Origin of the sequence: Bradyrhizobium sp. AC87j1 (assembly GCF_002936975.1) — a bacterium.
In the GTDB taxonomy this organism is placed as follows: Bacteria; Pseudomonadota; Alphaproteobacteria; order Rhizobiales; family Xanthobacteraceae; genus Bradyrhizobium; species Bradyrhizobium shewense.
The window spans coordinates 73817-94461 of record NZ_PTFE01000014.1 but is presented as its reverse complement, the minus strand read 5'-3'; the positions used below and the strand labels follow the sequence as shown (position 1 = coordinate 94461).

Sequence of the window (20645 nt, the reverse complement as noted above, 5' to 3'; positions counted from 1 at the left end):
GCCGCCGCGGTGTTGTCGGCGTCGCACCGTGCGCGCGGGCCGAGTGCAGCAATGCCGCGCGTCGCCGGCGCCGCTGCCTCGCCGCAGAGGCATGCGATGCCAGCTCAGGAGAATCCGATGCGGATAGTCATGGACGGATGTCCGGTCGGGTAATAGCGCTGGCCTCTTTCGACGCCGCTCAGCAACCGTGGCCGCGCCCCGGCGTCGTGCATGGTCAGCGCCAAGGCGATGCAGAACTGCACCAGTTCCAGCCATGCCAAGTGGTAGCCGATGCAGACGTGTGGGCCGGTACCGAACTGCAGCATGTCCACCGGCCGGATCGGCTCGGTGCGTTGCAACCACCGCGCCAGGCGAAACTGATCAGGCGCGTGGTGCAGCAGCGCCGAGGTGGAGAAATGCAGCAGCGGGATGCACAGATCGGTGCCCGCGGGAATGCGCCGTTGGCCGAGTTGCAATTCACGCAGTGCGCGGCGCACCAGGAGCGGCGTCGGTGGATGCACGCGCAGCGTCTCGCGGAACAGCGCCTCGGCGACCGGACACTGCGCCAGGTCCGCGTGCCGGGTCGGCACCGCGCCCACGCGTTGCGCCTCCTCGACCAGGGCGTCCCACAGCCCAGGCTGCCGCGCTAGCTCGATCACCATCCAGGCCATCGTTGAGGCGGTGGTGTCGTGGCCACCAAGCAGCAGCAAGCGGATATTGGCGACCAGGACCTCATCGGAGAGCGCATCGTCGCTGCGATCGAAGGCGCTCACCATGTCGTTGATCAACCCGGTGCGCGCGGCATGTTCACGCGCGTCGCGGACGAACTCGCGCAACCGCGCATCGATCCAGTCACGGGCAGCGCGGCCGCGCCGCAAGGGCAGTCCGGGCAGGTCGACCGGGGGCGCGACGATCAACTGCAGCAGTTGCCGGTACTTGCCATGCCATTCCGGCAGGTCCTGCGCGGGGATACCCATGAGGCTGAAGATGAGCTTGAGCATCAGATCGCCGGTTTCGCGCAGGATGGTTATGTCGCCGCGGTCGCGCCACCTCTGCACCCGCGCCCGGATGACGGGCGCGAACAGCTCGCCGATGCCGGCCTGGGTCAGCCCCACAGGCAGCAACGCCGCCTGGATCGCATCGCGCGCCTGCCGGTGCGCCCCGCCATCCTGGGCGACCAACGTTCCGCCAAACAATTCGGGCGCGATATCTTCGATCAGCGCCGAGGACACGTCCTTGTGCCGGAGCAGTGCGAACGCATCCGGATCCAGACTGGTCACCATGTGTCCGGCAGGGCCGAAGTCCAGCCAGAACTGGCTGCCCAGCGTCCGTTCCGCGCGCCGCAGCAGGCGCGGCAGGTCGCAGACGACGACGGGAAGATGCCCGACCAAGGGGAAAGCGCCGGGCACGACCGGGATGTCGTGCCGCAGCCGATGCCGACGGTTCAGCGGGTTGAGCAGCATGCCCATTAGCATCGCGCCGACGCGGCCGCTTCGGCGGTCTCGCCGGAAGGCCGCACGGCGCGGCTGTTGCCACCGTCGGCGTACGTCGGCACATGCGCCAGCATGCCGCCGTCGATGCACACGACCTGGCCGGTGATGAACGCTGCATCGTCGGAGAGCAGGAACGCCACCAGCGCGGCCACGTCCTCGGGGCGGCCGACGCGCGGCAGGAGCTGGTGCCGGCGCAGATGCCGTTGCATGCACTCGTCCAGCTTGGCGAGGAGACGCTCGGTCATGATGAGACCCGGCGCAACCGCGTTGCAGCGGATCTGCGCATGACCGTACTGGGTGGCGAGCGAGGCCGATAGCATGTTCATCGCCGCCTTCGACGTGGCGTAGGACGTCAGCGCGGTGTCACCGCTGAGCCCCTGGCACGACGACATGTTGACGATCGCGCCACCGCCGCGGGCGATCATCCGTGGTATAGCCTGCCGGCAGCAGAGCAACGTGCCGCGCAGATTGGTTGCCATGGTCTGATCCCAGACCGCCAGGTCCAAGTCGAGGATCGCGCGGTCGTGCGGAGTCAGATGCATGGCGCCCGCGTTGTTCACCAGCAGGTCGACCGCACTGAAGTGCCGCTCCGCCGTCTCGAACAGCGCTGCCACCGCCTGCGCCTCGGCGATGTCAATGGCCAGGGCCAGTGCGTGGCCCGCCTCGGCCGCGATTTGCGCCGTGCAGGCCATGGCCGCCGAGCCATCGATGTCGGCTACCACCACTCTGCCGCCCTCGCGCGCGATGGCGAGGGCGCATGCCTTGCCGATACCGGCCCCGGCGCCGGTCACCACGGCCACCTTGCCCTCAAACCGTCCCATGGTGTCCTCCTGGATTGCGTTGGTTTCTCGCGGCATGCCGCTCTGCCTCCGCCGGAGAAGGCGCACTGTCGGCGCTGGCGCGCTCGTCATCGCCAGCTTCCCTTCCAATGACCCGGATGGCGGCGACCGGGCACTGGCTGGCTGCGAGCCGCACGGCGGCGTGCAGCGCCTGCGGTAATGTCCCCCCGCACACTTCTGCCACGCCGTCCGGTTCGCGCTGACGAAAAGTGCCCGGTAGCGTCAGCACGCACTGTCCGCTGGTTCCGCACAGATCCTGGTCGACCACGACGCGCATCTCAGCCGCCTGCGCACGCAGCCGGACCGGCAGCGTGCGAAACGTCCTAAGGAACGCGGAGGGCTCCCGGGTCGGCTGCTCGGCCAATGCCAGCGTGGGGAAGCGCGCCTGAATTCGCGGCAAACTCTCGGCCAACTGCACCCGGGCCAATTGCGCACCGAGGCAGAAGTGGATGCCGTGGCCGAAGCTCAGCATGATCTTCCCGTCGGTCGTCATGCCAGGACTGGTGCCGTAGAACCGCGCGGGATCGAAGCGGTCGGGATCGGCGAAGGCGTCAGGGTCGCGATTGCCGGACGCGATCAGCACGCGCACGTCCGCGTTCTTCGGGATCACCACGCCGCCCAATTCGATGTTGCGCTGGGCGATACGCGGAATGGAGCTGAACATGGCGGGCGCGTCGCAGCGCAGGACTTCTTCGACGAATGCCTTCACCCCCATGGCGTCTCCCTGCAGCCATTGCCGCTGTTCGGGATACGCCAGCATCGCTAGGACCGCATGGTCGATGGTCGCAGCAGTGGTGGCGAAGCCACCCAGCAGCATGCCCCACAACATGCTGATCAACTCCGCATCCGACAGCGTGTCGGCATCCTCGTCGTGTGCGCCGACTAGCATCGACACGATGTCGTGGCGGGGATCGGTGCGCTTGCGCTGTATGAGACCGCCGAAGTAGGCCTTCACTCTGGCACTGGCCTCGTCCGCCGCGGCGAGCCGGGAATCGCTGGCGTGCGGGCTCAGGCCTTCCAGAATGGCGCCGATGCCGGCGGCGAGCCCGAAGATGTCGTCCCGGGGCATGCCAAACAGTTCGGCGAAGACCAGCATGGGCAAGGCCAGCGCGAATTCCCGATGCAGGTCCACGGCCTCCCCGCGCTCCAGCGCGGGCGCCATGCCGTCCAGGCGTGCCGCGACGATGCGCACGATGCGCGGCCGCAGGTTGTCGATCTGGCGCATGGTGAAATCGCGCGAGATCAGCCGGCGCAGACGCGTATGCGTTGGTGGGTCCTTCATCGCTAGCGTGGAGGCCAGCAGATTGAGCGACAGGCTGGTCGCCGCATGCGGAAAATAGCGCGCCAGTTCGCCCGGCGCCGGCCCCCGAAACGCATCGCCCGTGGCCTTGAGCGCCCAGTAGATGTCAGTGTGGCGGCTCAACAGAAAGAGGCCCGACGCCGCGCGATGCACCGGATCGTGCTCGCGCAACCACCGCATGAACGGATACGGGTCGTGGATGCACGCCGGCGACGCCAGTTCGGCGAAGGCGTCCCGGCATGCTGCCGTTGTTTCTTGCACGTCCATCTTGGTTACCTGTTGGCTGGCTGATCTGACCGGTGCGCGGCAGGCGCGCCGGCAAATCGCGGAGACGATCGCGATCCCCCAGCGGCGTCCGCACCTCACCAGAGCACCGGGAACTCCTCGAACCCGCCAGTGATGATCTCCTTGCGCAACTTCAGTTCTTCGGGCGCCACGGCCAGGCGCAGCGCGGGAAAGCGCTGGAAGATCGAACCGAACACCGCCTTGAGTTGCAGCCTGGCCAGCGGCCCGCCGATGCAGGAGTGCGGCCCGTAGGAGAACGCCAGGTGCGGCTTTTCCTGGCGTCCGATGTCGAAGATTTCCGGGTCGTCGAAATGGCGCGGATCGAACGACGTTGCCGGCAGGCCGATGAGCACCTTGCTCTCCGCGGGAATATGCACGCCCGCGACGGTCACGTCGGTCCTGGGATAGCGCATGATGCCGTCCCAGCCCGCGCCCGGCGGGTACATGCGCAGGATTTCCTCCACCGCCTTGTCCACCAGGGATGGATTGCCGACCAGGCGTTCGCGCTGTTGCGGATGCCGGAACATGGCCAGCAGGCCGCATTCGGTCTGCGCGACGGTGCTCTCGTGCCCCGCCACCAGCATGCCCGCCGCCAGGCCGATCGCTTCTTCCTCGGTCGCCTCGCCCTGGTCGACCGCCGCGAGCAGATCCGTCAGCAGGTTGTCGCCCGGATCCTGGCGCTTGTCCCGCATCTTGCAGCGAATGTAGGCGCGCAGTTCTTCCCAGGCCAAGCGCGATGCGCTGCGCGGGCCGCTTTCATGCTGGTGCGTCATCACCTCATCGGACAGCCGGGCGAAAAAGGCGTGATCCTCGTAGAGCACGCCCATCAGCGCGCTGATGACCATGGCCGGAAGCGGAAAGGAGAGGTGGCGCCGCAAGTCGGCGGGCTGGCGCTGGGCCGTCAGGTTCTCGAACAACTGCGCAGCGATCGCCTCGACATGCGGCGCCAGCAGCTTCACCCTGCGGCTGCTGAAGGCCGGCGCCACGAGCGTGCGTAACCGGGCATGCTCGCCCCCCTCGTGCGATACCAGCCACCCCGGCGAACCGAGAATTACCGAATCCGGGGTGAACGCCGTCGGCGGTATTCCCGCCGGCCGGAACGCCGCGTCGGACAGCGCCGCCTTGGCCTCGTCGTAGCCAGTCACCCACCAGCCTTCGTGCCCTGACGGGAAACGCACGCGGTGGATCGGACCGTTGGCGCGTATCGCCAACATCTCGGGCGAGGGCTCAATGTGATCGACGCGCCACATCGGCAGCGTCGGCAGGGGTTGTTCGGACACGGTGGCACTTCACTCTCTAAGCGATGAAAGGGCGGAAGGTGCCCGCAGGCGCTGCGGGCAGCGGCTTCACGTGCGCTTGCGTTCACTTCTGTTCGTCGATGATGATCGGCGGGGAAGGCAGCCGAATCCTAGGGCCTCAAGTTGGCTTTAGCCATCTACCGAATCTTGTAGTAACCCCCTGAGCTAAACGCCTGGTGGTTCTAAAAATATGCGGAAAACTCTCTCGCCACGCGCTACCATACGGAAGCCTATTTCCGATGGGTCTCCGCCTATGTTGGTTGGCTACATGCGCGTGTCGCCGGACTCCGATCGTCAGAACCTGGACTTGCAGCGCGATGCGCTGCTCGCCGCCAGCGTTGATCCGCGTCCCCTGTTCGAGGATCACGCCTCGGGCGAAGGATGACCGCATTCGGCTTGGCGCGGGCGCTCGCTGTCGCACCTGATCGCGATCGTGAGCTCGCTCGGACAATCGAGTGGCATTCCGCTCCCTGAACGAGAACCTGGACACCACGACGCGCTCGGGCGAATTCCTGTTCCAGGTGCGGCGCGCTCGCGCAATATGAGCGGGCTTTGATCCAGGAGCGTGTTGCAAGCCACTTGCGCACGTTCATGTTGCCGCGTGCGCCAAATTCGCGAAGAACGTTCTCGTCGATCAAGTACGCGGTCACGGAATCCAGCGCGGCGCAACCTCGCCCGTCACGGCTTCGTCATCGAACCCAAGGTCCGCTAGCTCGCCAGCACCCGATTCAGACTCAGGGGGACAGGCACTCTCGCTCGGGATACGCCTTGGCCTGTTCGGCCGCGCCTCAACCTGATCACGCGTCAGCGATGGAAAATCGTCGACAATCTCCTCAGCGATCGCACACGGGCGAGGGCGACCACCATGTAGACGAGAATCTTGGTGTTTTACATGGGTTCGTTACGATCACCTCCGACTTGTACCCATCGGCGGCGTTCATCGAAACGATGAAGACGGCTTTTGAGGTCGGCGGCGACCTTGCCGAGATCAAGGACTAGTTCGCCAAACGCGACTCGGTGCGCGTAAGGAGAGCTGCCGGATCGCCTCATACAGGCGCCGCCGGGGTGAGATCTCTAAAGGTCCATGAATGCCTGGCTCAGCCCGCAGGAGAATAGCTACGGAAACACCAACCCAACAGCAGCTCGACGGATTGAAGCGGCTGAGTGAAATCGCGAACTTCGAAATCGTCACGTCAAAAGAGGAAGCGGAGAACCTCTACGGGAACGACTGAGACTGGCAGTTTTCTAGCCTATTGACTTGGGTTTTATCTCGACGAGCGCCAGCGGAGAGCCTCCTTGTACATACCACTCCACTTTCGAGACGACGACATCGAGAACATTCGAGCAACAATCCGCTGCGCCCGATTGGCCAACCTGGTCACAGCGACATCAGATGGGCCAATTGCGACGCCTCTTCCGCTCTTCCTCGATGAGAGCGAAGGCGAACACGGTGCGCTGTACGGGCACCTGGCGAAGGGCACTCCGCAATGGCGCACGGCGCCGATCGGAGAAGCTCTGGCGATCTTTACTGGCGCAGAGGCTTATGTGACGCCATCCTGGTTTCCCAGCAAGCGACAAGCTGAACGTGTGGTGCCGACATGGAATTACATCGCGGTCCACGCCCATGGGCCGATTGAGTTCTTCGAGGATCCTACTCGCCTGCTTGAGATTGTAACACGTCTGACGAATATCCATGAGACGTCACGTGCGACGCCCTGGGCCGTCAGCGATGCTCCCGCGGATTTCATCGCCGCCCAGTTGCGTGAAATCGTCGGCGTGCGCATCCCGATCACCACGGTCGAAGGCAAACGCAAGATGAGCCAAAACCGCCCCGCGCCTGATCGCATTGGTATCGCCGCCGGACTAGCAGCGAGCAAACTGGCACGGGACCAGGAAGTTGCAGCTCTTATCTTGGTTCAGGACTGAGACGATGATGTGCATGACCCGCCAACAGCGACGCTCGACGGAGGGCGATCTTACATCTACAGCTCTCACAGACTTCAGGGGTCGGGCCATCAATTACCTCGCGAAATTCACGAACGGAACAGTCGGGCTTGCCGCACTGGTTAGACACTTGTCAGTATTCTGACAGAGGCACAATCTCGTGTCAGGCCCCGAACAACGCACATAGTAAGCGTCGAGACTTTCGAAAGCCCATTCGGCTTTGTGACTTTCCCGGCACCGCCTGGGATGGCCATAGCTGAAACAAATCGATTACCGGACGATGACGTGCCCCAGGTTCACGCATGAGATTCGCCATTGTAGCACAATAGTCGATGACGCCAATGCGGCGTTGCAAACCGTCAAAGCTATGTTGAGCGGCTTCAGCCGCGCGATCATCGATATGGATAGGTTTCGAGAGGAGTTTGAGCTCCCTTTCTCCATTCTTTTCCGCAACCTGGATATGTCGAAAAATGAAATCGAGCTCATGCATGGCAAGGATGGCGCCATTTTTCACGACACCTACGAGGCGCGCTCCTGCTGTCCGCTTCGCTAGTCGACATTCGAAGGGGTGAGTCGGTGATCGAGTTCTTTCGTCACTCGGCCCAACCACTGGCTCAGTTCGAGTACTCGCGCCAAATGCCACGATTCGATCGCTGCCCATTGTCGAGTACATGTTTGTCTTCCGCTTGGCACGATGCTTGCTGAAGATCATTTGCTCCAATGGGCGAGGAAGAACTGCAAGGGCTTGGAAAAGCAAGATGAGCACAAACGCTTTAATTGGCGTCATTCCGAGCACCGATGTTGTGAAACGTGCAGCGCGCATCGGTGCGGAAGTCAAAAATATCAAGCTATCAGGCGAACTACCGGATCACACGATCGCCGCGATCAACAGCCTATTGCTCGAGCACAAGGTGATCTTCTTCCGCAATCAAGGACATCTCAATGACGCCGAGCAGGAGCGCTTTGCCGCTCGTCTCGGAAAGCTAGTGCCACATCCGATGCTCGGTGCTACCAAGGGGATGGGGTCGCTGCTCGAACTGGACTCCACTCGCGGCGGCGGTCGCGCCGACGTTTGGCATGCGGATGGAACCTTCGCCGACGCCTATCCCAAGATTTTGGTGCTGCGGGCCGTTGTAATGCCAACGTTCGGAGGCGACACTCTGTGGTCGAACACAGCCGCCGCTTATCTTGGTTTGCCGCCGCCGCTACAAAGGCTTGCCGAGGGCCTGTGGGCCGTTCACAGCAACGTCTTCGATTACGCCGGGATCGCGCGTGTCCGCGAGGTCGACAAGAAACACTTTGACGAGGTGTTCACCAGAACGGTTTTTGAGACCGAGCATCCCGTCGTACGCGTCCATCCCGAAACAGGCGAGCGGACGCTAGTGCTCGGCGCCTTGGTGAAGCACTTTGTTGGGATCCCCAAATACGACGGACAAAAGCTGTTCGATCTGCTCCAGTCTCACATCACCGCGCCCGAAAACACTGTGCGCTGGAACTGGTTAGAGGGCGATATTGCGATATGGGATAACCGCGCAACGCAGCATTACGCAGTCAACGATTACGGGGACCAGCATCGCGTCGTACGTCGGGCTACGATCGAGGGCGACGTGCCTGTCAGCGTCGGTGGCCGAAGCAGTGTAACGCGGCTGAAGGTGACCAAATAATTGCACGTCGACGCCAGCGCTCTCGCGTCTGAAAATGAGAAAACCTGGTAATCGAGTTGTTTCGGCAGACGCGGAACACACTTTCCGACACGATATCTCAGCTCTTAGCGCCAACTCGGCAGCGCCCAAGTTTGATCTCCGCAACTAATTAGCGTCAACCAACCGCTTCGGAAAACCTTGAGCGTCACTGTCCTTCCTCAGCGGCCGGAACGTGGCCTTGACGTTTCAGTTTAGAAAATCCTCGATCCGTGGCCATAAAGCGCGCCAACATGGGCGCGATGAGTTTAGTCGGATCGACCACTTGACCACCCTGACGCTTAAGCGCTTCTGCATATGCGATGAGATCACGATGCACGGCCGCAGGCAACTCCGTACTCACTTTGACGGGCTTGTCGTCTGGAAGCTCTCCTATTTTGAGTCTTGGCATGTTGTCAGCCTCTATACGGCGTAAGTATGAGGTCACGATTGACAAGAACACGAACCGGGAAGCCCGGTCGTACGGTCAAAGTAGGCTGGATGTTGAGACTGCGTCGAACCACCTGCTGTCCAGTTTGATTTAGTGAGTCGGAGGCGCCGTGTCGCAATGCCTGGATGATCGCGCTGTCGTTGCTATTTGTGTCCGAACCTGCCCCTAGTTCGGTACCGACCGCCAGAAACGTCGATAGTGCCGCAGCCTTGAAGAGTTCGCCCCAGTGATTGTCGACCTGGTCTTCGAGGCCTGCGTATCCTGCGGTGTCAGCGCCAGGCTGCCGCTCTAGAACGATTGAACGTCCATTCGGCATGATCAGCCGTGTCCAGACGAGTAGCACACGGGGCTGGCCGAAAGTGACTTGGCTATCGTAAATGCCGATCAGACGCGCTCCCTGAGGCACAAGAAGAAAGCGGCCGGTCGGCGTGTCAAAAACATTCTCGGTGACCTGCGCGGTGATTTGGCCTGGCAGGTCCGATCGGATCCCAGTGATCAGCGCTCCCGGAATTACCGTTCCAGCCTGCACGATGTAGGGTGAAGCGGGCTTAGCGACGCGGTCAGGGCTTACAGTGCGACGGTCTACCGAAGCGTTTACGAAGGCAAGCTTGCGGTCCTGACCGTTTTGCGCAGATCCATCGTCGCCAGTGCTCGTTGCGCTCGTCGGCACGACACGGTCGCCTCCAACCGCCGCAGTGGTGGGCGGACGCACTTCTCGTCCATTAGTCGCGGCAAACAAATGGCTGATGCGGGCTGCCTCAGTCTCTTGGTCCCGGCGCTGCTGTTCCGGATCGCCACCGATCGTCGGCGACTGGCCTTGAGCGGCAAGGATCGGTCGACCGAGGTCCCCAGGGAGCGGCGGACCAAGTTGCGGAATTGGCTGGCGCGGAACGCCAGCATAATCCTTCGGCAGCGTCGTAATGCCGTCGGCAACATTGTGATGATCGGTACTGTAAAGCTCGTCGACCGGCGAGTTTCGCGGACGATTGTTCTGCAGCGACCACAACACAGTTCCACCGACGACGAGCAATGCAACGGCGCTTCCTCCGGCCAGGACTTTTCGCGACAATCGTGTCACACGCGGATGCTCTGCTCTCAAGCGGAAGCTTTCGGACTGCTCCACTTGTGTCTCCGGCGGAACTGCTTTCTGGTGATCGCTTCCATTCGGGGTGTTCATGACGACGGCCTCCCGTCGGTCCTGACAATCCTGACCTTCTGCTGGTGCTCACCGCCGAGCCGGAGTTCGGCAGCTGCAAACAGCCGATCAACGATCAGCACGTTGCCGTACGCGCGATAGTTGACGAGCCCGGTCTTGCCGTCCGGGCCGATGACGAAGAGCGGGGGCATCTCGCCCTGTACGATCCCCTGCGGGAATTCGACATAGACCTTGCGGCCATCGTCATACACGGCGAGCGGCCGCCAGGGAGGACTGTCCCCTTCGATGGCATAGCGGGATATGCGCTGGGCCGGATCCGGAAGAATGGATTTCAGCGCGACTGAACGGGATCGTTCGCGCGATGTTTTCGGATAGTACCAGGCAACAGACGGCATGTATGGCCTCTCCCGGGAGCGGAGCTCGATCAGGTAGGTGCGCCGATCGGTATTGACGACCAGGTTGGTCTCGATTGACGCGCGTGTTGGTTTGACCAGGATGTGGACGCGTCGCGTGTCGCCATTCCCGCTCTCCGTATCTCCTACGACCCAGCGTACGGTATCTCCGGCCGCGATGGGGCCAGATCCCGTCAACTGCTCTCCTTCCTCGAGTGCAATATCCGTGATCTGCCCGGGTGCGGCATAAACCTGATAGAGCGCACCGGGACTGTAAGCGTAGATTTGCGCCGCGTTGAAATACCCGCGTTTGCGCGGTTCGACCCTGGCTGCGCTGTTTGCCGTCTCAACCCGGCTCACGGGTTCGGGCTCTTCCTTCCCGGCCGATTTGCCGCCGAGAGCTGGCTTCCAGAGCGGTGGAACGTGAAGCGGCCGCGACCTGTCGTCCAGAGCCGCTGGAGCGGCCGGCAGCGGCGGGACCTCCGCGTCATAGCTGATCTCCGGCGGTATATAGGTCGCGCACCCGCCAAGCGCTGACGAACAAAGCAAGAGCACGGACAGGAGCGCTCGCTTTGAGGTCCCGAACTCGGACCGGGGCGAATTGGGCCTGCTTTGCTGAAGAAAACATTTCGAATGAACGTCAGACGGCGTCTTGGTCACTGACCCAACTCCTTTGACCAGTTGATGGCGCGGACGTACACGCCAAGGGGATTCTTGCGCAGGCGCTCGACATCGCGCGGCGTCTCGATCACGATCGAGAGAATTGCAGTCCAGCGCTCAGTCGAGCTCAACGAGCCGTTGTCGTAGATGCGCTGGGTCCACGCGACCCGAAAGCTTTCCGACGACGCGCGAATGACGCTCGAGACGTCGACGGAGATTTGCGCCTTGCCCAGCTTGGCGAAGGGGTCATTGTTGCGCGCGTAGTCGTTGAGCGCCGCGGCGCCGCGATCGGTCGTAAAATCATAGGCCCTGAGCCAGTTTTGGCGCAGAACGATGCCGTCGGCCGGTAGACCTCTGACATCCTCAATAAAGCGCGCCAGATGGTAGGCAATCTGCGCATCAGTGGGTTGATAGTCGATGTTAGCCGGCGCAACTCTTTGGGCTTGGCCGAGATGATCGACTTCGACCACCCAGGGCGTGATCAAGCCTTGGCTCGATTGCCAGACAAGACTACCAGCGAGACCGGCTGACAGCATGAGGCAGCCGAACGCCATCAACCGCCAGTTCTTGGCCTGCACACGAGCAGATCCAATGCGTTCGTCCCAAACCTGCGCTGCCTTTTGGTAAGGCGTGATCGGCTCGGGCATGCGCCCGTAGTGTACGGAAGGTCGTTTGAACATCGATGGTTGCCCCTGAGATCAAGTAATCGTTTTCGAGTCGAGCGGTGTCTGCATTTGAGACGCTCGTGCAGTGAGCGGCGAAGGTACAATGCTGCGTGTCAGCGCTCTCCTTCAGACAAATCGACGGAAGAGCCGCTGCCACCGTGATCGCCCGAGCGGACCGCGTGGCCCGCTGCCGACGCACCGTGCCGAATAGTCTCGGCACGCTTCATGCGGCGCGCCCAATCAGGCTGCCCTTCAGCCGAGGTGCTCGCGGCCTGCTCGCCCGCTTGCCTACCCCCGAAGGCAGCCGCCGCACGACGCAGGGGACTCATGGCAGCTGAAGTGCCAGCCTCCGCGACGCCGGCAAGGCCACCGCTTCGATAGGCGGCTGATGCTCCGCTCACGAGGGCGCCGCCACCGCGCGCCGCGCCTGCAACCGCGCCGCCAGCGAGACCAACACCGCCGGCGGCAACACCTGCGCCCGCCGCAACAATGCCGCCGGCAGCAAGGCCTGTTCCAATCGCGGCACCGGCGCCGAGTTGGGGTCCGCCTGACACCAGGCCGTTTGCGATACCCGGACCGAAGATACCGAGGCCCAGCAAGGAGAGCGCCGCGAGCACCAGCGTCATTGCGTCTTCAATGGTTGGCTGAGCGCCGCCAAAGCCAGCAGTGAATTGCGAGAACAGGGTCGAGCCGATGCCGACGATGATGGCAAGGACCAGAACCTTGATCCCTGAGGATACGACGTTTCCCAAGACCCGCTCCGCCGCAAAGGCAGTCTTGCCAAACAGACCAAACGGAATGAGCACGAAGCCGGCTAGCGTCGTGAGCTTAAACTCGATCAGGGTGACAAAGAGCTGGATCGCCAGAATGAAGAAGGCGAGCAACACCACGACCCATGCGAACAGGAGAACGACGATCTGCACGAAGTTCTCGAAGAAACTGATGTAGCCCATCAGGTTCGAGATCGAGTCGAGCAGCGGACGGCCGGCGTCGAGCCCGACTTGGGCGATCTTTCCAGGTCTCAGGAAATCGGATGCGGAGAGGCTCGCGCCCGATGCTTTCAGCCCAAGACCGGCGAAGCTCTCGAAGACGATGCGCGCCAGACTGTTCCAGTTACCGATGAGGTAGGCGAAGACTCCCACGAAGAGTGTCTTCTTGACTAGGCGCGCGATGATGTCCTCGTCGGTTCCCCAACTCCAGAATAACGCGGCGAGCGTGATGTCGATCGCAGCAAGGGTCGTTGCGAGATATCCGACATCGCTACCCAGCAGCCCGAAGCCATTGTCGATATAACGCGTGAACGTTTCCAGGAACTGGTCAATGATCCCAGTACCAGTCATGGCTTGTTCGCCTCGGGTGTCGGCAGGTTTGGATATCCTTGCGGAATCCGGCTTTGATCCTTTTGGGCGGATATCGAGCTGATCGGGTCATCGTGGCCAGCTACGACGCCGTCTTTCCTGCCAAGGAAGCGGCGCCGGTTTTCCGCCCAAATCTGCTGGCAGTGGCGATAGCCTGCCGTCTCCTCCGGAGTGACGCCGCGACAACGTACGAGGTCAACGTTGGCTGCATCGGTCCTCTGCTCCGCCTTCGGCGCCGACCCAGACTCGTCGCGGCCACGCAGCTGAATCGTGCAGGCCGCGACGGCCACTAGGCCGATTGTCGTAAGCAGCAACAACCCCTTGAATGCCCTTACTTCGGTCATCAGTGGAACATCTGCACGTTGGAGAATTGATAGCCCTGTCCTGGCGTCAGGAAGCGTCTGAGCTGCTCTCGCCCCTGATCCTGAGCCGAAGCGCGCTGAGCCGCTTCGAGGCTCTGCGCCCTGCCCTGCGCCGCCGCGGCCGCTGTGAGATCGGCAAGTTGTTGCGCTTGAAGCGCGAGGATCTGGTTGCCGGCCTGAGTTGCCTGCAAGGCGCCACTGGCACTCTGGCTCGAGGTTACGAGGGCAGACGTCTGGATGCGATTGGTGTCGAGGTTGCCAACGATGCCGGCCTGGACACGAAGCGCGTCTTGCGTCGCGGCATAGGAATTTTGCCATCGCGATTGAGCGTTGGAGATCAGCAACTGGTTCGACTGGCTGCTGGTCGCCGGAGCATAGCTCGTCGAGAAGGCATGATCGATCTGCTGCACGTCGTAGGCAATGCGCTGGGCCTGGGCCAGTAATTGCTGGGTACGCTGGATCGATGATTGCAGTTGCTGCAGCGACGAATACGGCAGGTTTGCCAGATTCCTGGCCTGATTGATCAGCATCTGTGCCTCGTTCTGCAACGAGGTGATCTGATTATTAATCTGCTGGAGCTCCCGCGCAGCCGTCAGGACATTCTGGACATAGTTGGTGGGATCGAAGACGATCAGCGCTCGTGCGGGCAGCGTAACGCCAAGCATCAGCGCGACCGCGCCAGCGGTCGCCAATAGGCCAAGACGCCTCATAGGGATTTCTCCAGATTGACGAGATTGGGGATCAGGTCGAGCGCCCAGGCGACGTCACGGTGCTGGAGCCAGGCCGGCACGAAGCCGTCGGGTCCATGCTCGGCGATGAGGTGCGTGATGGCAGCCTGGTCTGTTTTGGAAGAAGCTGCGGTGAATGCGAGCGCAACCTCACCAAGGCCAAGCTCGAACATCCGATTGCCGCGACGAGACTGGCAATAATAGTCGCGCTTTGGCGTTGCCCGGCTCAGTAGCTCGATCTGGCGGTCATTGAGGCCGAAGCGGCGGTAGATGGCAGTGATCTGCGGTTCGATCGCCCGTTCGTTCGGCAGCAACAAGCGCGTTGGGCAGCTTTCGATGATAGTCGGCGCTATCGCAGAGCCATCAATGTCCGAAAGCGACTGGGTGGCGAAGATGACGGACGCGTTCTTCTTCCGAAGCGTCTTCAGCCATTCCCGGAGCTGCCCTGCAAAATCCTCGTCATCAAGGGCAAGCCAACCTTCATCGACAATCAGGAGTGTGGGCCGGCCATCGAGATGATCACCAATACGATGGAAGAGGTACGCCAGCACGGCCGGCGCAGCACTCGTTCCGATCAAGCCTTCGGTCTCAAAGGCCTGGACCGACGCCTCGCCGAGACGCTCGAATTCAGCATCGAGCAACCGCCCGGAAGGTCCGCCCAGGCAGTATGGTTGCAGGGCGCGCTTCAGGGAGTTCGATTGAAGCAGGACGGCTAAGCCCGTGAGGGTCCGTTCCTCCCTCGGCGCCGAAGCGAGAGATGTCAGCGCCGACCACAGATGATCCTTGACCTCCGGGGTGATCTCGACCTTTTCCCGAGCAAGGATTGCGCAGATCCATCCCGTGGCCCATCCGCGTTCGGAAGGATCATCGATCCAGGCCAGCGGCTGCAGAGCGACGGGTTGTTCACCTCCGTCGGACAATGCGCCACCGAGATCATGCCAGTCACCGCCCATGGCAAGGGCGGCCGCCCGGATCGAACCACCGAAGTCAAACGCAAAGACCTGAGAGTTCGGATAGCGCCTGAACTGTAGCGCCATCAGCGCGAGCAGCACTGACTTGCCAGCGCCTGTCGGCCCCACCACAAGGGTATGGCCGACGTCACCGACGTGGAGCGAGAATCGGAACGGCGTTGATCCCTCGGTCTTGCCGAACAGAAGCGGCGGCCCCTTAAAGTGGAGGTCCCTCGCCTCACCGGCCCAAACGGCCGACATCGGGATCATATGGGCGAGGTTGAGAGTTGAGATCGGCGGCTGCCGCACGTTGGCGTAGACGTGCCCCGGCAGACTGCCGAGCCAGGCTTCGACGGCGTTCACCGTCTCGATCATGCAGGTGAAATCGCGGCCCTGAATGACCTTCTCGACCAGCCTCAGCTTTTCATCGGCAGCATTGGGATCGCGGTCCCAGACGGTAATGGTCGCCGTGACAAAAGCTTGTCCAATCTGGTCCGACCCCAGTTCCTGCAACGCCGCGTCGGCATCAAGCGCCTTGTTGTGGGCGTCGGTATCGAGCAGCGTCGACGCCTCGTTCGTCATGACCTCCTTGAGAATGGCGCCAATGGATTTTCGCTTGGCAAACCACTGCCGCCGAATCTTGGTCAGCAGCTTGGTGGCATCGGTCTTGTCGAGCATGATCGCCCGGGTCGACCAACGATAAGAGAATGGCAGGCGATTCAGATCATCCAGAATTCCCGGGGTCGTCGCGCCCGGAAAGCCGACAATCGTCAGCACCCGAATATTTGCTGAGCCCAACATCGGCTCTAGCCCGCCGGTCAGCGGCTGATCTGCCAACAGCGCATCGATGTACATCGGAATTTCGGGCACGCGAACGCGGTGACGCTTCGTCGAGATCGTCGAGTGCAGGTAGGTCAGCGTGTCCTGATCGTCGAGCCAAGTGCATTCCGGCATGAACCCTTCAACGAGCTGAAGCACACGATTGGTCTGGTCGATAAACCCGCGGAGGACCTCGCGCGCGTCCGCTCCAACGGTCCGATCGCGCCCCTCGTAGAGCAGTTGCTCTGCCCTGGCGGCCCCTTCCTCTGGAGGCAGGTAGAGGAAGGTCAGGAAGTAGCTGGACTCATAATGGACACCCGCCTCCTCGAACTGAGCCCTGCGTTCCGCGTCAACCAGCGCAGACGCGACATCCGGAAAGGAGCTAGGCGGGTAGGTCCCCGCAAAATGACGCTGCGCCTCGACGAATACGGCCCAGCCGGATCCAAGGCGACGCATTGCGTTGTTCAAACGACCGGCGACACCGACGAGTTCGGCCGACACTGCGCTATCGAGGTCAGGTCCCCGGAACTTTGCTGTCCGCTGGAACGAACCGTCCTTGTTCAGGATGATTCCCTCGTCGACGAGAGCTGCCCAGGGCAGAAAGTCGGCGAGACGCGCGTTGGAATGACGATATTCGGTAAGATTCATCATGACAGAGGGCTCAGGTGTTGAGATGTGCGGGAATGCGCAGATGTCGGCGCACCACGTCGACAAAGGCGGGATCGCGCTTGGCGGCCCCGACAGCGGCCATGTGGCCGATGAACCAGAGGACAAGCCCCGCAATCCAGAGCCGAAGTCCGAACCCCAGGGCTGCCGCGAGCGTGCCGTTGACGATCGCAACCGACCGCGGCGCGCCGCCCATCAGGATTGGCTCAGTGAGCGCGCGGTGAACGGGCACGACAAAGCCTGTGACCGGTTCATCCATCAGATCACCACGCCGCCGCCGAAGGAGAAGAACGACAGGAAGAAGCTCGAGGCGGCAAACGCGATCGACAGCCCGAACACGATCTGGATCAGCCGGCGGAAGCCGCCCGACGAATCTCCGAACGCGAGGGTCAGCCCAGTTACAACGATGATGATGACGGCAATGATTTTGGCGACCGGCCCCTCCACCGACTGCAAGATCTGATTGAGCGGCTGCTCCCATGGCATGTTCGAGCCAGCCGCCCATGCCGGCGGGGCTGCCACAAGCTCCGCGCCGAAGGCGGCCAACGATGCACCTCGAAGAAAGCGAAATTGCTGACGCATGTCAGTCTCCTGCTGATGAAAGGTTGTAGTCACCGGCGGCCCCGAGCCCGGTGACGATGGCGAGTTCAGCGAGGCGACGGTCACCGCCGCGGCCCGCAAGCACAGCAACGAGGTTGATGGTCTCCGCGATCAGGGCGCGCGGAACCGTGATGACGGCTTCCTGGATGAGTTGCTCGAGCCGCCGCAGCGCGCCGATCGCGCTGCCCGCATGGATCGTCCCGATGCCACCGGGGTGACCGGTGCCCCAGGCCTTAAGCAGGTCGAGCGCTTCGGCACCGCGAACCTCGCCAACCGGAATGCGATCCGGACGCAATCGCAGCGATGAGCGAACCAGGTCGGAAAGCGTGGCCACGCCATCTTTGGTCCGCAAAGCTACAAGATTTGGCGCCTTGCACTGAAGCTCGCGCGTATCTTCGATCAGCACGACCCGATCGGAACTCTTTGCCACCTCGGCGAGGAGCGCATTCGTCAATGTTGTCTTACCGGTCGATGTCCCGCCGGCGACCAGAATGTTCTTCCGTGCGGCGACCGCGTTCTGCAGGATCTTGGCCCGCTCCGAGGTCATGATCCCCCTGCCGACGTAGTCGTCGAGCGTAAACACGGCGACAGCGGGCTTGCGGATCGCAAAGGTCGGTGCCGCGACGACCGGAGGCAACAGACCTTCGAAGCGCTCGCCGGTCCCAGGCAATTCGGCAGAGACCCGCGGCGAGCCGGCATGCACCTCCGCACCTACGTGGTGCGCGACCAGACGAACAATGCGCTCGCCGTCCGCCGCCGACAGTGTTTCGCCTGTGTCGATCAGGCCATTCGACAACCGGTCGATCCACAACCGCCCATCCGGATTGAGCATCACCTCGATGATCGCTTCGTCTTCGAGGTAGCCGGCAATCGCAGAGCCAAGCGCGCTGCGCAGCATTCGCGCGCCGCGCGAACTCGCTTCCGATTGAATGGAATGGATTGCCACCGTTCGCCCCCACCGAAAATGAAGACGTCCAACGAACGTCCTCATATGGGGATGATTAGAAAAGGCACCGATGGACTTGGCGCAACAAGCGGCTTCAGTGATCGTAGACTGGCGTAGAAAAAGAAAGACCGAGAACTGATGTTTGAGGCCTACTCAATCGTATGGTGCTCGGCGATCTACCGCTCACCACTCCGCATCGTCATCCGCGGGTACCAGTATGACCGAGTTCTCATACACGCCGACGGCTTCGACAGCGTCGGAATCACTTGCTGGCATGAAGAAGGGAATTGAACTTATCCATGGAGCAACGGATTGGCGCCAAGGCAACGCGAACCACACCAACGTCGCGATCTGCAGTGCTACATTGAGACCGAACGCCACTTGATAGGCTTGGACGGACCTATGGCCATCATTCGCAGGCCATTGCTCCAGGATCAGGCCTGTTGCGGATTGCGCCAAGAAGGCCCAGCCAAAGTGCAGGACGTTCAAGGCGCCATTGGCACGACCAGCAAGCTCTGGCGGAAAATAATCCGCTATTACCGCAAAACTGACCACGGTCGTCGTTCCGGCAATTGCGACAACGGACCAAGGCAAAATGGACGGCAGAGGCGCTCGCAGGATCAAGGCCAGCTCGGCTGCGATAAACAAGACTGCAACGATCGTTAGTATCGTCTCCGCGCCGATTCCCCTTCGTTTGATGTGATGGACCGTCATGCCGAACAACCAGGCACCGCCGCTAAGCATGATCGACATTATGAACAGCTGTCTGACGACACTTGCACGATCAAGCCCCTCGACGTCTGTCAGCCACGGCGACGCCCACAATCCCTGCAGGGACCAGGACGATCCAACGCAAGTCGCCGACAACGGGGCCATTCGCCAAAAGCGCCGATCGCTGAAGACGGAGCTCAGGGTAGTGGCCGCTGTTGATGGGGCCACGCTTCGTTCAGGCACCACGAGATAGATGAGAATGGCCGTCGCACCGGTGGCAGCCGCCAGGATCTCGAAGAGCTGCCGCCAGCCCATCCAGGCGAGCAGGTATTCGACGGGAGCCGTGGCGGTCACTGCACCAAGGGATCCCAACATGATCATGTAGCCATTGAGCAAGGCAACTCGCTCCCTCGGGAACCAAAGGATGATGGATTTCAGTCCTGCCGTGAGCGACGCCGCGACACCAAGCCCGATCAATGCGCGCGCGATCAAAAGGGATAGGAAGCCGGTCGATGCCGCGAATAGTCCGGCGCCGACTGCTGCGAGCAACAGCAAAACGCTCTGCACGCGACGCGGACCAAAGCGGTCCAATAGAATACCAACGGGGATCTGAGCCGCTGCGAAAACAAGAAAATAGACTGACGTAAACAACCCGAGATCGGCAGCCCCAACCCCGGTATCCGAGCTGAGATGGCTGGCGATCAGAGCGTTGATCGTTCGAAACAGATAAGAGAGATAGTACCCAGCTGCAAAAGGGAGAAAAACGCGCGCGATTCGACGCCATGCTATTGAGATTTGCATGCTGGCCCCTTTGCTCTCAGCTCGCTCGCGCCGATAGCGCGTCCAGCTTTTGTCAGTTCGGCTAAATCGCTGCAGTCGTAGGCTGGCGTAGAAAAAGAAGGGCCGGCGAATTGGTCTTTCTTCAGGGTTCAATCAGGTTTCTTCGGCCGGTTCCTGGCGGCGGATATCTTCTGGTATCTCGCGGAGAAAGCTTTGCCCCTTCTGCAAACGGCGCCCAAGCGCCTCGACAAATCCTTCAAAGCGCTCCCGACCTTTTGCCTGCGCGGCAGCCTGCGCGTCGTTTGGTAGCGGCGGCGTGATCGTCAGCCAGAAACGAATGAAAAGGGCCAAGGTCTCCGCCGTCAAACCAACGTCGCGCTCCAGCCTCTGCATCTGACGCGACAGCCGATCGAGGCGACGGGTAAACGCTGCTTCCCGCCTGTCCGCTCCGTCCGGTGACAAAAACGAAGCGACAGCCGCTTCCACGATCGCGGACCGGGAAAGCTTCTTGCGATCGGCAAGCTCCGAGATCTGCTTCAGAAGCTCTGGCGGGAAATAGACATTCATCCGGTCGCGCATATCGG

21 protein-coding genes are annotated in these 20645 nt (G+C 61.9%); 4 read left to right on the top strand and 17 right to left on the bottom strand.

What is annotated here, in order from left to right; genetic code table 11:
- Positions 1 to 104: 104 nt before the first annotated feature.
- The 4 genes from CV770_RS10700 to CV770_RS10685 form a co-directional block, all read right to left on the bottom strand.
- Complete coding sequence (locus tag CV770_RS10700) at positions 105 to 1448, bottom strand: cytochrome P450 (protein WP_104462297.1); 1344 nt, start codon at positions 1446 to 1448, stop codon at positions 105 to 107.
- On the bottom strand, positions 1448 to 2293 hold the full coding sequence (locus CV770_RS10695) for an SDR family oxidoreductase (protein WP_104462296.1): 846 nt from the start codon (positions 2291 to 2293) through the stop codon (positions 1448 to 1450). Before CV770_RS10695 ends, CV770_RS10700 begins: the two co-directional genes overlap by 1 nt.
- Positions 2280 to 3878 carry a cytochrome P450 gene (locus CV770_RS10690; RefSeq protein ID WP_104462295.1) on the bottom strand — a complete coding sequence of 533 codons (1599 nt, stop codon included), beginning with the start codon at positions 3876 to 3878 and terminating at the stop codon, positions 2280 to 2282. The genes CV770_RS10695 and CV770_RS10690 overlap by 14 nt, the downstream gene beginning before the upstream one ends.
- A 95-nt stretch (positions 3879 to 3973) precedes the next feature.
- A complete protein-coding gene (locus tag CV770_RS10685) occupies positions 3974 to 5176 on the bottom strand; it encodes a cytochrome P450 (RefSeq protein WP_104462294.1) in 1203 nt (400 codons plus the stop codon).
- Positions 5177 to 6004: 828 nt separating this feature from the next.
- Here CV770_RS10685 and CV770_RS42535 point away from each other — a divergent pair.
- From CV770_RS42535 to CV770_RS10660, 4 genes are all read left to right on the top strand, one after another.
- On the top strand, positions 6005 to 6193 hold the full coding sequence (locus tag CV770_RS42535; protein WP_201759792.1) for a hypothetical protein: 189 nt from the start codon (positions 6005 to 6007) through the stop codon (positions 6191 to 6193).
- Positions 6194 to 6490: 297 nt separating this feature from the next.
- On the top strand, positions 6491 to 7120 hold the full coding sequence (locus CV770_RS10670; protein ID WP_104462293.1) for an FMN-binding negative transcriptional regulator: 630 nt from the start codon (positions 6491 to 6493) through the stop codon (positions 7118 to 7120).
- A gap of 367 nt (positions 7121 to 7487) precedes the next feature.
- Positions 7488 to 7691, top strand: coding sequence for a hypothetical protein (locus CV770_RS10665; protein WP_146101267.1), 204 nt, complete (start codon positions 7488 to 7490; stop codon positions 7689 to 7691).
- 205 nt (positions 7692 to 7896) lie between these two features.
- Complete coding sequence (locus CV770_RS10660) at positions 7897 to 8802, top strand: TauD/TfdA dioxygenase family protein (RefSeq protein ID WP_104462291.1); 906 nt, start codon at positions 7897 to 7899, stop codon at positions 8800 to 8802.
- 184 nt (positions 8803 to 8986) lie between these two features.
- Here the strand turns inward: CV770_RS10660 and CV770_RS10655 are convergent, their stop codons facing one another.
- The 13 genes from CV770_RS10655 to CV770_RS10595 form a co-directional block, all read right to left on the bottom strand.
- On the bottom strand, positions 8987 to 9229 hold the full coding sequence (locus tag CV770_RS10655; protein WP_104462290.1) for a DUF2274 domain-containing protein: 243 nt from the start codon (positions 9227 to 9229) through the stop codon (positions 8987 to 8989).
- A gap of 4 nt (positions 9230 to 9233) precedes the next feature.
- Entirely contained in the window at positions 9234 to 10445 is a 1212-nt protein-coding gene (locus tag CV770_RS10650; protein ID WP_104462289.1) for a TraB/TrbI/VirB10 family type IV secretion system protein, read from the bottom strand.
- A complete protein-coding gene (trbG, locus tag CV770_RS10645; RefSeq protein WP_201759790.1) occupies positions 10442 to 11476 on the bottom strand; it encodes a P-type conjugative transfer protein TrbG in 1035 nt (344 codons plus the stop codon). Before trbG ends, CV770_RS10650 begins: the two co-directional genes overlap by 4 nt.
- Positions 11473 to 12156 carry a conjugal transfer protein TrbF gene (gene trbF / locus CV770_RS10640; RefSeq protein ID WP_104462288.1) on the bottom strand — a complete coding sequence of 228 codons (684 nt, stop codon included), beginning with the start codon at positions 12154 to 12156 and terminating at the stop codon, positions 11473 to 11475. Before trbF ends, trbG begins: the two co-directional genes overlap by 4 nt.
- Before the next feature lie 98 nt (positions 12157 to 12254).
- Positions 12255 to 13481, bottom strand: a complete 1227-nt coding sequence (gene trbL / locus CV770_RS10635) for a P-type conjugative transfer protein TrbL (RefSeq protein ID WP_104462287.1) — start codon at positions 13479 to 13481, stop codon at positions 12255 to 12257.
- Positions 13478 to 13843, bottom strand: a complete 366-nt coding sequence (gene trbK-alt / locus CV770_RS10630; RefSeq protein WP_104462286.1) for a putative entry exclusion protein TrbK-alt — start codon at positions 13841 to 13843, stop codon at positions 13478 to 13480. The genes trbL and trbK-alt overlap by 4 nt, the downstream gene beginning before the upstream one ends.
- Complete coding sequence (gene trbJ / locus CV770_RS10625; RefSeq protein ID WP_104462285.1) at positions 13843 to 14571, bottom strand: P-type conjugative transfer protein TrbJ; 729 nt, start codon at positions 14569 to 14571, stop codon at positions 13843 to 13845. The genes trbK-alt and trbJ overlap by 1 nt, the downstream gene beginning before the upstream one ends.
- Positions 14568 to 17009 carry a conjugal transfer protein TrbE gene (gene trbE / locus CV770_RS10620; protein WP_104462284.1) on the bottom strand — a complete coding sequence of 814 codons (2442 nt, stop codon included), beginning with the start codon at positions 17007 to 17009 and terminating at the stop codon, positions 14568 to 14570. The genes trbJ and trbE overlap by 4 nt, the downstream gene beginning before the upstream one ends.
- Before the next feature lie 10 nt (positions 17010 to 17019).
- Positions 17020 to 17283 carry a VirB3 family type IV secretion system protein gene (locus tag CV770_RS10615; RefSeq protein ID WP_104462283.1) on the bottom strand — a complete coding sequence of 88 codons (264 nt, stop codon included), beginning with the start codon at positions 17281 to 17283 and terminating at the stop codon, positions 17020 to 17022.
- Complete coding sequence (locus CV770_RS10610; protein WP_104462282.1) at positions 17283 to 17606, bottom strand: TrbC/VirB2 family type IV secretion system protein; 324 nt, start codon at positions 17604 to 17606, stop codon at positions 17283 to 17285. Before CV770_RS10610 ends, CV770_RS10615 begins: the two co-directional genes overlap by 1 nt.
- Position 17607: 1 nt before the next feature.
- Positions 17608 to 18522, bottom strand: a complete 915-nt coding sequence (trbB, locus tag CV770_RS10605) for a P-type conjugative transfer ATPase TrbB (protein ID WP_201759789.1) — start codon at positions 18520 to 18522, stop codon at positions 17608 to 17610.
- A 231-nt stretch (positions 18523 to 18753) separates the two neighbouring features.
- Entirely contained in the window at positions 18754 to 20082 is a 1329-nt protein-coding gene (locus tag CV770_RS10600; protein WP_104462280.1) for an MFS transporter, read from the bottom strand.
- Between the two features lie 132 nt (positions 20083 to 20214).
- Positions 20215 to 20640, bottom strand: coding sequence for a ribbon-helix-helix domain-containing protein (locus CV770_RS10595; protein ID WP_104462279.1), 426 nt, complete (start codon positions 20638 to 20640; stop codon positions 20215 to 20217).
- Positions 20641 to 20645: the final 5 nt, after the last annotated feature.

What these genes read in the sequence shown, in the direction of transcription:
- CV770_RS10700 (WP_104462297.1), bottom strand. Translation starts at nt 1,448, where the DNA reads ATGGGCATGCTGCTCAACCCGCTGAACCGTCGGCATCGGCTGCGGCAC.
- CV770_RS10695 (WP_104462296.1), bottom strand. Translation starts at nt 2,293, where the DNA reads ATGGGACGGTTTGAGGGCAAGGTGGCCGTGGTGACCGGCGCCGGGGCC.
- CV770_RS10690 (WP_104462295.1), bottom strand. Translation starts at nt 3,878, where the DNA reads ATGGACGTGCAAGAAACAACGGCAGCATGCCGGGACGCCTTCGCCGAA.
- CV770_RS42535 (WP_201759792.1), top strand. Translation starts at nt 6,005, where the DNA reads ATGGAAAATCGTCGACAATCTCCTCAGCGATCGCACACGGGCGAGGGC.
- CV770_RS10660 (WP_104462291.1), top strand. Translation starts at nt 7,897, where the DNA reads ATGAGCACAAACGCTTTAATTGGCGTCATTCCGAGCACCGATGTTGTG.
- CV770_RS10655 (WP_104462290.1), bottom strand. Translation starts at nt 9,229, where the DNA reads ATGCCAAGACTCAAAATAGGAGAGCTTCCAGACGACAAGCCCGTCAAA.
- CV770_RS10650 (WP_104462289.1), bottom strand. Translation starts at nt 10,445, where the DNA reads ATGAACACCCCGAATGGAAGCGATCACCAGAAAGCAGTTCCGCCGGAG.
- trbF (WP_104462288.1), bottom strand. Translation starts at nt 12,156, where the DNA reads ATGTTCAAACGACCTTCCGTACACTACGGGCGCATGCCCGAGCCGATC.
- trbL (WP_104462287.1), bottom strand. Translation starts at nt 13,481, where the DNA reads ATGACTGGTACTGGGATCATTGACCAGTTCCTGGAAACGTTCACGCGT.
- trbK-alt (WP_104462286.1), bottom strand. Translation starts at nt 13,843, where the DNA reads ATGACCGAAGTAAGGGCATTCAAGGGGTTGTTGCTGCTTACGACAATC.
- trbJ (WP_104462285.1), bottom strand. Translation starts at nt 14,571, where the DNA reads ATGAGGCGTCTTGGCCTATTGGCGACCGCTGGCGCGGTCGCGCTGATG.
- trbE (WP_104462284.1), bottom strand. Translation starts at nt 17,009, where the DNA reads ATGATGAATCTTACCGAATATCGTCATTCCAACGCGCGTCTCGCCGAC.
- CV770_RS10615 (WP_104462283.1), bottom strand. Translation starts at nt 17,283, where the DNA reads ATGGATGAACCGGTCACAGGCTTTGTCGTGCCCGTTCACCGCGCGCTC.
- CV770_RS10610 (WP_104462282.1), bottom strand. Translation starts at nt 17,606, where the DNA reads ATGCGTCAGCAATTTCGCTTTCTTCGAGGTGCATCGTTGGCCGCCTTC.
- trbB (WP_201759789.1), bottom strand. Translation starts at nt 18,522, where the DNA reads ATGCTGCGCAGCGCGCTTGGCTCTGCGATTGCCGGCTACCTCGAAGAC.
- CV770_RS10600 (WP_104462280.1), bottom strand. Translation starts at nt 20,082, where the DNA reads ATGCAAATCTCAATAGCATGGCGTCGAATCGCGCGCGTTTTTCTCCCT.
- CV770_RS10595 (WP_104462279.1), bottom strand. Translation starts at nt 20,640, where the DNA reads ATGCGCGACCGGATGAATGTCTATTTCCCGCCAGAGCTTCTGAAGCAG.